Below are 9,364 nucleotides of genomic sequence, written 5' to 3' on the forward strand. Positions count from 1 at the left end.
GGTCGGCGCACCCGTCGGGTTGGGCTGGTGGTGCGCCGGTCGAGCTGGTCGGCGCTCCCGTTGGGCTGGTGGTGCGCCGGTCGTGCTGATCCGCGCACCCGTCGGGTTGGGCTGGTGGTACGCCGGTCGAGCTGGTCGGCGCACCCGTTGGGCTGGTGAGGTGCCGGTCGGGGCGCCTGTGGGGCTGGCGGGTGTCTGTCGGGCGGTGCGGGGCGCTAGCCGAGCAGTTTGGCGAAGTCGTCGGCCGGCATGATGCGGATGCCGAGCTGCTCGGCCTTGGCCGCCTTGGAGCCGGCGCCGTCTCCCACCACCACGAGGTCGGTGCGGGTGGAGACCGAGCCGGCGGATTTGCCGCCGAGGCGTTCTACGGCCTCGTTGCCCTCGGTGCGGCTGAGGCCCGGCACCGAGCCGGTCACCACCACTGTCATCGGGGTGCCATTCTCCTTCCGCAGCGGCAGGCGGGCCTGGTCGGTGGTGGCGGCGCCCGCGCCCTGGGGGCCGGGTGGTGTGCCGGGGGCCGGGCCGGGCTCGGTCATCGTGAGGCCGCGGGTGACCAGCTTGGCGATCACCGGGGCGAGGTCGGCGAGCTCCGCGGCGATCGTGGTGGCGCGTTCAGGGCCGACGCCGTCGACGCGTTGCAGGTCGTCGACCGTGGCCGACTGCAATGCCGGCATCGAGCCGAAGTGGCGGGCCAGGCGGCGGGACAGGGAGCGGCCCGTCATGCGGACGCCGAGGCCCGTCAGCACCCGCGACAGCGGCTGGGACTTCGAAGCCTGGATGTTGGCGACGAGCTTGGTCGCCGAGGTGCGGCCCAGGCGTTCGAGCCGGGCGAGGACCTCGGGATCGAGGTCGTAGAGGTCGGCGGGGTCGGTGACGAGGTCGGCCTGGACCAGAGCGGCGATCACCTTGTCGCCGAGGCCCTCGATGTCCATGGAGTCGCGGGCGGCGAAGTAGGCCAGCGACTCGCGGGCGCCGCATGCCCGGCCCTGGACGCAGCGCCAGCGCTTCTGCGAGCGGTCGATGTCGCCGGCGCAGCGGGGGCAGGTCTCCGGCGGGGTGAACGAGACGGCGTCCTCCGGCCGGGCGTCGAGCAGGGCGCCGGTGATCTCGGGAATGACGTCGCCGGCGCGGCGGACGAAGACCGTGTCGCCCACCCGGACGTCGCGGCGGACCAGGTCGTCGAAGTTGTGCAGGGTCGCCGAGGTGACGACCACGCCGCCGACCTGGACCGGCTCCAGCACGGCGACCGGGGTGATCAGGCCGGTGCGGCCCACCTGCACCTCGATGCCGATCAGCCTGCTGGTGCGGGTGTCCGCCGGGAACTTGTGGGCGATCGCCCAGCGGGGTGCCCGACTGGAGAAGCCCGCCGTGTCGCGGTCGGCCGGGTCGTCGGCCTTGACCACCGCGCCGTCGATGTCGAACCCGAGAGTGCCCCGGAGCGTCCCCATCGCGGCGATCGCGCTCCGCACGTCGTCGATCGTCGCGCACCGGGGCATGCCGGCGGGAGAACCCGCGGTGGTGGCCACGCCCAGCTCGGCGATCGCGGCCATCGCCGCGGAATGGAACAGGCCCTTACCGCCCGGCAGATCGTGCACCGCGTAGGCGAAGAAGGACAGCGGCGCCTCGTAGGCCCGGTCCTGGGCGCGCAGCGTGCCCGCGGCCGCGCTGCGCGGGTTGGCGAAGGCCACTCCGCCGTGGTCGGTGCGCAGCTCGTTGGCGCGGACGAAGTCGGCGTCGGTCATGAAGACCTCACCGCGGACCTCCACCGTGACCGGCCTGGTCAGCTCGGCGGGCAGGCCGGCGACGAGCCGGGCGTTGACCGTCACGTCCTCGCCGGCCCGGCCGTCGCCGCGCGTGGCCACCTGCCGCAGCCGGCCGCCGACATAACGGGCGGCGATCGCCATGCCGTCGATCTTCGGCTCGACGGTGTATCCGTTGACCGGCCGCCCGAGCAGCCGCTCCAGTCGGGTCGCCCAGACCGTGAGCTCCTCGGCGTCGAAGACGTTGTCGAGGCTGAGCATCGGGGTGCTGTGCGGCACGTCGCCGCCGGCGATCCCGGCGGCGACCGTGGTGGTGGGTGAGCCGGCCATCGCCCAGCCCGGCTGTGCCCGCTCGGTGGCGGTCACCCGGGCGAGCAGGGCGTCGTAGGTGGCGTCGTCCATGACGAGGTCGCCGCCGGCGTAGTAGACCTCCGCGGCCGATCGGATGCGGCCGATCGCGGCGGCGTACTCGTCGCGGGTGGCGAACGGCGCGGCGTGCGCCGCGTCGACGACCGGAGCGACCTCGTGACTGGTGGACATCTGGCACCTTCCCTCGTGGTGCCTACTTCCTACCGGAGGGGTCCGACAAAACCCGAGTGGTGATCTCGACGCCGGCGGCGCGGAGTCGGTCGGTGAGCGCGTCGCCGATTCCCGTCGCCGGCGTCAGGACCCCGCCGTCGGACGGCGGCAACGCGTCCCGGTCGCCGGCGAGGGCCAGCGCCGATTCGCCGAGCATCAGCGCCGTTGCGGCGTACCCAGGATCGCCCTTGGCCCGGAAGCGGGTCGCATAGCGGGCGCCGGTCGTGGTTCGGGTGTAGATGTCGATCGTGAAGTGGCCCTCTCGGCGGGACTTCTCGTCCGGTCCCTCGCCGGGCTTGGGCAGCATCCGGTCGAGCGCGAACCGGGTCGGTGGCAGGGAGAGGCCGACGACGAGGGCGCCGAGGCCGACCTTCGCGCCGACCGCGAGCAGCGTGGACAACCTCGAGGTGCCGAGGCTCATCGTTTCGCGGTAACGGAAGCTTCGGCCGTACGCGTAATGGCGTAACGCGTTGCTTCTCCGTACGATCCGGGTGTTGTAAGGGCCCATGAAGAACGGCGCGAGACTGCCGCGCAGAGCGGGATCGACGTCCGTTCCGCGCAGCGAGACGAGGTCGCCCTGCCGGCCGAGGTCGGGCTCGGCGGTCCGGTCGGGGCTCAATGAGTACGGGCTCGCGGCGAGCCGCCGCAGGCCGCGGTCCTTGCGCACGGCGTCGATCTGGTGGCGTAGCGAGTCGATGGTGCCGCCGCTGACGCCACCGCGCATGCTGGTGACGACCAGCGTCGTGTCGGTCAGCTCACCGGCGCCGTCGGCGGTGACCCGCTGGTGCAGGACGTGCACTCCCAGGTCGGACGGGATGGAGTCGAAGCCGCAGGAGTGTACGATTCGGGCGCCGGTGGAGCGGGCGAGCTCGTGGTTCTCGTCGATGCTCTGACGGACGAAGAGCACTTCGCCGGTGAGGTCGGTGTAATCGGTGCCCGCGGCGGCGCACGCATGGGCGAGGGCGCGGCCATATTTCGCGTACGGCCCGACTGTCGTGACCACGACGCGGGTGGACGCGGCGAGCTCGGCCAGCGCGCCGGGGTCGGCGGCGTCGGCGACGATGAGTGGCCATGTGACGCCCAGCCGTTGCCGCACCGCCTCCAGCCTCGCCTCGGAGCGGCCCGCCAGGGCGATGCGGGTGCCGTCGGGGGCATGGGCGGCCAGATATTCGGCGACGAGCACGCCCACGAAGCCGGTGGCTCCGTAGACGACGATGTCATGTTCCCTCATGGTCATCGATTCTGCGCCATGGCGGCGGATGCGCGTAGCCCACACCCGCGACGACAATCATACGATTCGATGGATCTCCGTAAGAATCGTTGCCTTGACGCCCCCGGCACGAGAAGGTCGAGAGACGCTGACGGAGGTGCCCTGTGATTCTGTCCCGTTCGTCGACCGTCGTTCTCGCGGCGGCCATGGTGGCCGCCGGGCTGCTGGGCGCGCCCGCCTCGGCGGAGCCCGGGCCAGTCCCCGCCAACCCCGACCGTGGGTCGCCCGGCACGAGGGATTCCAGCACGAGGGAATTCGGCAATGGCGCGGAGCGCAACGAGGTGGCCGCGACGGGTGCCGACCGGGGGATCTCGGCGTTCGAGCTGCCGCGGGCGCAGCCTCGGCGGTGGGCGCCGGCGCGCCAGGGCTATCCGCGCCAGACCGAGCTGCCGCTTCCCCCGGAGAACCCGGCAGACAAGTCGATCAAGCTGGGGCTGGTGCCCTATCACGGGATCGCGCCGCGCCTGAACGCGCTGCAGGAGGAGTCCGACCGGGTCTCCGCCGAGATCATCGGGCACTCCGCGCTCGGCCGCGACCTGTATCTGGTCACCGTGACCGCGCCCGAGACGCCGCCCGAGTCCGCTCAGCAGGACCGGTGGCGCGCCCTCATCGAGAACGACCCCCGGGCGGCCGGCGGTGATCCGTGGATGCGGCGCCACTACAAGGCACCCCTGTGGATCAACGCCAACATCCACGGTGACGAGTGGGAGGGCGCCGACGGCGCGTTGCGGGTGATCGAGCGGCTCGCCACCGCCGAGGACGCCGCGACGGCGCGGCTCCTCTCCCGGACGCGGATCTATGTGACCGTCACCAACAACCCGGACGGGCGCGTGGCGGGGACCCGGGCCAACGGCGCCGGGTTCGACATCAATCGCGACCACGCGACCAACTCGCAGCCGGAGTCGCGGGCCGTGCGCGACGTGGTCATCGGCACCCAGCCGTTCGTGATGCTCGACGAACACGGCTACACGGGCACGACGCTCATCGAGCCGGCCACCCCGCCGCACGGGCAGAACTACGAGTACGACCTCTACATCAAGCACGCCCTGCCGAACGCCGAGGGCATGGAGGCGGCGATCCGGAAGCTCGGCTATCCGGAGACCGCGCGCGCCGACATTCCCTTCCGGGACTACGCGCCCGGAGACTGGGACGACTGGCCGCCGATCTTCACCCCGATGTACGCCATGTACCATGGCGCCGTCGGGCACACGGTGGAGATCCCATGGCAGGTCAACCGCAACGCCTACGAGACGCTGCCGGTCGAGGAACTGCGCCGCCGCTCCGCGGTGAACACCGACGTCGCCGCGGCGACCATCGAGGCCACGATCACGTATGCGGACACGAACCGCGCCGCCCTGCTCGCGGACCAGATCGAACAGTTCCGCCGGGGCTGGGCCGGTGAGCCGTCGCCGTTCATCCCGGACGGCTTTGTCGAGGGGTTCGGTCCCGAGGACCGCTACTCCACCACCTTCCCGCGGGCCTATGTGATCCCCGTGGGCGCCGCTCAGCGCTCGCCGGCGGCCGCGGCCCGACTCGTGGATCACCTGGTCGCCCATGACATCCGGGTCACCCGGGCTCGGCGGGCGTTCGTGCTCGCGGGCCGGGCGTACCCCGCGGGTTCGTATCTCGTGGACATGCGTCAGCCGAAGCGGGGCCTGGCGAACGTGCTGCTGGAAGCGGGGCGGGACATCTCGGCGCTGGTGCCGCAAATGTACGATATATCCGGTTGGAGCCACCGCCTGCTCTGGGGCGCCTCCGTCGACATCAGCGCGACCGCCGCTCCCCGCGTGGCCACCACCGAAGTCTCGGTGGCGTCGCCAGTCGGGGGAGTCGATGCCCCTGCGGGTCGGAACCTCTCGCTGAGTCTGCGGGACGGTGCGGACGTGCGGGCCGTCAACGCCCTGCTCGACGCGGGTGTCCCCGTGCGGCGGACGGACGCGGCCACCGCTGTGGTGCCGGCGGCGGCGCGCGACAAGGCCGCGATCGTCGCGGAGCGGTTCGGCGTACGGTTCACCACCGCGCCCCGCGGCTCCGCCGGCACCCCGTTGCGTAAACCGGTGATCGCCGCGGCCGCCTCGGCCGATGAGCTGTTCGCCCTGCGGGAGATGGGCTTCGAGGTGCGGCCGGTGTCGACGACGCTGCTCAACGCCGGCGCCGACCTGTCCGGCGTGGACACGCTCGTGGTGTCGTCCGGGCTGTCCTACGGTCAGCTCAACGCCGGCGCCAGGGCGGCGGTCGACGACGTGCTGGCCCGGGGCGGTGTGGTGACGCGCGGCGGCACCGGCGCGGCGTTCAACGCGGCGGCCGGCCTGCTACCCGCGACGGCGGTCGCGGGGCGCGGCGATGCGAACGGAGTCGTCGCGGTGCGAAACGCCGGTTCCGTGGTCGGCACCGGCTCACTGCCGCACTCGTTCGTCTACTCGCCGCTCTGGTTCACCGGCACGGGCTTCACGGTCGAGCAGCGGTACGAGGCGGATCCGCTCGTGGCCGGCCACTGGCGTCCGGTGGCCGCCGGTGTCGGCGGGCCGGAACAGGCGGCGGGCCAGGCCGCGGTGATCTCCGGGATGACGGCGCGCGGGGGCCGGGCGGTGCTGTTCGGCACCGAGCCGCTGTTCCGGGCCCATCCCAAGGGCCTGTACGCCCAGTTCGCCCGGGCGTTGTACTGGGCGGCCGGCTAGGAGCCGCCCTGTCGATCGTGTGGATCGTGGTCCGGGTCGCCTGATCAGGGTCGCGCGGGCTTCTGAGGCCGGCCAGCGGTGCTGAACGAGGGAGGCGATGAGGCGTCGGCCTGGTGCGGGGAGACTTGTCCGTCGTCGACGTCTGCCCCCGCTGGCCGGATGCCGCTGTCCGGGTGCGGCCTCCGGCCGACGCCCTCGGCATGCCCCGGCGGGGTTGTCCAAGGGCTGTCGCCGCATGCGCCAGAACTCCACAGCGTGACGGCCCGGATCCGTAGGGCTTAGATGCCATGCCGGTCAGCCGTGAAGCCCGAAGGTCATCGATGTTCTCTTTACCGGCCGCCAACAGGCCTCCACCGATGATCGGCGGTTCCGAGTCATCCGCCACGCTCTCGCGCGGTTTGGAAGGGAGCAGGCTTGTCGACGGAAAGGGTGCGCAGGCTGGCCGCGCTCGACGGTCTGCGCCTCGTCGCCGCTCTCGCCGTCGCGTTCTACCACTTCACGACCTTCTGGGAGCTCGACGGAGAACATCGCGCGTCCTACTTCATGCCGGACGTCAGCCGGGTCACCGTCTACGGCTACCTCGGTGTCGACCTGTTCTTCATGATCAGTGGATTCGTGATCTGCATGAGCGGCTGGGGCCGGAGCCTCGGCGAGTTCTTCGTATCCCGGGTGGCACGGCTCTATCCGGCCTACTGGGCCTGCGTCCTGGTGTCGGCGGCCGTCATCGTGCTCTTACCCGTCAGCGGCGTCATTCCCGTCGCCACGCCGGTGTCGCTCGGCACCGTCGTCGCCAATCTGACCATGCTTCAGGAGCCGCTGGGTGCGCCCTCGGTGGACGCCGTGTACTGGACGCTCTGGACAGAGCTGCGGTTCTACCTGCTGTTCGCCGTCTTCGTCGTCGTCCCGGGGACCACCTACCGGCGTACGGTGATCTTCTGCGCGGTCTGGATGACCGCATCGGTGGCCGCTCCGGCTGTTCACCATCCGGTCTTCACCATGGTGACGCTCGGCTACTTCGCGCCCTTCTTCATCGCCGGGATCACGATGTACCTGATGCGCCGGTACGGTGCGACGCCGCTGCTGTGGGCGATCGTCGCCTTCTCGTGGCTGGTCAACGTCTACAACCTCGGCCCGCGGGGGATGGTCAGGCCGGGCTGGGAGGTCGCGTTCTGGCCCGCGGTGCTCATCGTGACCCTGGCGTACGGGGCTCTGCTGCTGATCGCGCTGGGTTACACGGACCGGCTGAACTGGCGGTGGCTGACCCTGGCGGGCGCGCTGACGTTCCCCTTCTACCTGCTGCACCGACGCGTCGGTTACGTGCTGATCCAGTACGGCCACGACTACACGGGCCTGCCGGCCGGCGCGCTCGTCGTGGGGGCGGTCGCCATCCTGCTCGTGGCATCCTGGCTGGTGTACCGGTTCGTCGAGCGCCCCTTGGGCCCGCGGCTACGTGACGCTGTGCGGCGGGGGATCGCGGCGGCCCGGGAGGCGGAACCGCCCCTCACGTCGAGGGCGAGGTTGACGAGCCTCGAGCCGGCGGGGCCGGTCAGCCCGGGGTCTGATGCTCGCCGGCGTTCATTGGCCGCGGCCGAGCAGCGTCAACGCGGCCGGGTGGCGTGGCTCAACCCCGGCCCTCCCCGTTGAGGTCGCCGCCCAGGGCACCCGGCCGAGCCGCACCGGATGAAGCCCGTGGCAGGGACGACCGCACCAGGTGAAGCCCGTGGCAGGGACGACCGCACCAAGTGAAGCCCGTGGCAGGGACGACCGCACCAAGTGAAGCCCGTGGCAGGGACGACCGCACCAAGTGAAGCTCCTGGCCGGGACGAGCGCATCGGAGATCACCGGGGGCGGATTACTCGATTGGCCCGGGTGGCGTGAGCCGATACCTTGCCCGCCATGGCAATTCGCAGTGAGCGGAAGAGTGACTTCGACGCGATAGGTGCCGTCCACCGGGCCGCCTTCGGCGGCGACCACGGCGGCACGGTGGCCGAGTTGGTGGACGCCCTCCGGCGTGATGATCCCACCGCGCTATCGCTGGTGTCCGATGAGGCGGACGCGGTCGTGGGACATGTCATGTTCAGTCGGGCGCTGCTCGACGCACCACGGAAACCGGTGGCGGTTCAGTCGCTGAGCCCGCTCGCGGTCGCGCCCGAGTGGCAACGCGGCGGTATCGGCTCGGCACTTGTCCGCGCTGGTCTGCGGCAGCTCGACGAGCGCGGCGTTCCGCTGGTGTTCCTTGAAGGCGATCCGCGCTACTACTCCCGTCTGGGGTTCAGCCCGGCTGGAGCACACGACTTTCGTAAGCCTTCGTTGCGCATTCCCGACGCGGCTTTCCAGGTCGTGAGGTTGTCGGCCTACGAACCCTGGATGACCGGCACGTTCGTCTACTCGGACACCTTCTGGCAGCACGACTGCGTCGGGCTGCGGGAGCCGATATCCGACGAGAAGGGCACCGAGTAGGACGCGTCCGCAGAGCGGGTCTGTCACCGGCGCAGGGCACAAGCGTCGCGGCGCTGACCCGACGGTGGCGACAAGGGGGATGAGTCGACCGCCGTCGGGGTATGGGAGGGGCGCTAAAACCCAGCTCAGAGGGAGACGGACATGCTCTTTACACTCATTCGCCGATACGTGCTGATGGCGGTCGCCATTCCACTCGCCGCCGCCGGCGCCCGCAAGCTGAGTGACGCGGTCGAGGCACGCCGCGGACCGAGCCGTGGCACCCGTCTGCTCCGCAGGGGCGCCGACACGTTGCAGGGTCACTTCGGCCGGCAGAAGAAGCGCCGCCGCTTCGCACTCGGCCGCTGACCGGCACGTATCGCTCGCCACGCGCTCCGCGCGAGACAGGGCGGATGTCGAGTCGCCGTGCGGGGAGCGTGGTCCGTCCGGAGGTCGGGTCGCCGCACGGGGAGCGTGCGGTGAGCGTGTCCGCAGGTTGGGTGACCGCGCGGGGAGCGTGCGGCGAGCGTGGCCGAACGCCGGGCGCCGAACGCCGGGCGCCGAACGCCGGGCGCCGAACGCCGGGCGCCGAACGCCGGGCGCCGAACGCCGGGCGCCGAACGCCGGGCGCCGAACGCCGG

Annotated in this window: 6 protein-coding genes; 4 read left to right on the forward strand and 2 right to left on the reverse strand. The window is 71.6% G+C overall.

Translation table 11 applies throughout. The features are described 5' to 3' along the window. Positions 1-215: 215 nt before the first annotated feature. Together ligA and AB0M36_RS13220 are read right to left on the reverse strand one after the other, a co-directional pair. Entirely contained in the window at positions 216-2,300 is a 2,085-nt protein-coding gene (gene ligA / locus AB0M36_RS13215) for an NAD-dependent DNA ligase LigA (protein ID WP_364156130.1), read from the reverse strand. Between the two features lie 22 nt (positions 2,301-2,322). Beyond that, entirely contained in the window at positions 2,323-3,570 is a 1,248-nt protein-coding gene (locus tag AB0M36_RS13220) for a saccharopine dehydrogenase NADP-binding domain-containing protein (RefSeq protein ID WP_364156133.1), read from the reverse strand. Between the two features lie 143 nt (positions 3,571-3,713). Here AB0M36_RS13220 and AB0M36_RS13225 point away from each other — a divergent pair, with 143 nt between their 5' ends. The 4 genes from AB0M36_RS13225 to AB0M36_RS13240 all read left to right on the forward strand — a co-directional run bounded on the left by AB0M36_RS13225 (position 3,714) and on the right by AB0M36_RS13240 (position 9,092). Beyond that, positions 3,714-6,287 (forward strand): M14 family zinc carboxypeptidase, encoded by a 2,574-nt coding sequence (locus AB0M36_RS13225; RefSeq protein WP_364156136.1) that lies wholly within the window; start codon positions 3,714-3,716, stop codon positions 6,285-6,287. Positions 6,288-6,701: 414 nt separating this feature from the next. Then, positions 6,702-7,931, forward strand: coding sequence for an acyltransferase (locus AB0M36_RS13230; protein ID WP_364156139.1), 1,230 nt, complete (start codon positions 6,702-6,704; stop codon positions 7,929-7,931). Between the two features lie 252 nt (positions 7,932-8,183). Beyond that, the gene (locus tag AB0M36_RS13235) at positions 8,184-8,747 is read left to right on the forward strand and encodes an N-acetyltransferase (RefSeq protein ID WP_364156142.1); all 564 of its coding nucleotides are present in this window, start codon (positions 8,184-8,186) and stop codon (positions 8,745-8,747) included. Positions 8,748-8,888: 141 nt separating this feature from the next. Then, positions 8,889-9,092, forward strand: a complete 204-nt coding sequence (locus AB0M36_RS13240; protein ID WP_364156145.1) for a hypothetical protein — start codon at positions 8,889-8,891, stop codon at positions 9,090-9,092. Positions 9,093-9,364 lie beyond the last annotated feature (272 nt).

This window comes from Actinoplanes sp. NPDC051346, from assembly GCF_040682215.1.
Taxonomy (GTDB): domain Bacteria; phylum Actinomycetota; class Actinomycetes; order Mycobacteriales; family Micromonosporaceae; genus Actinoplanes.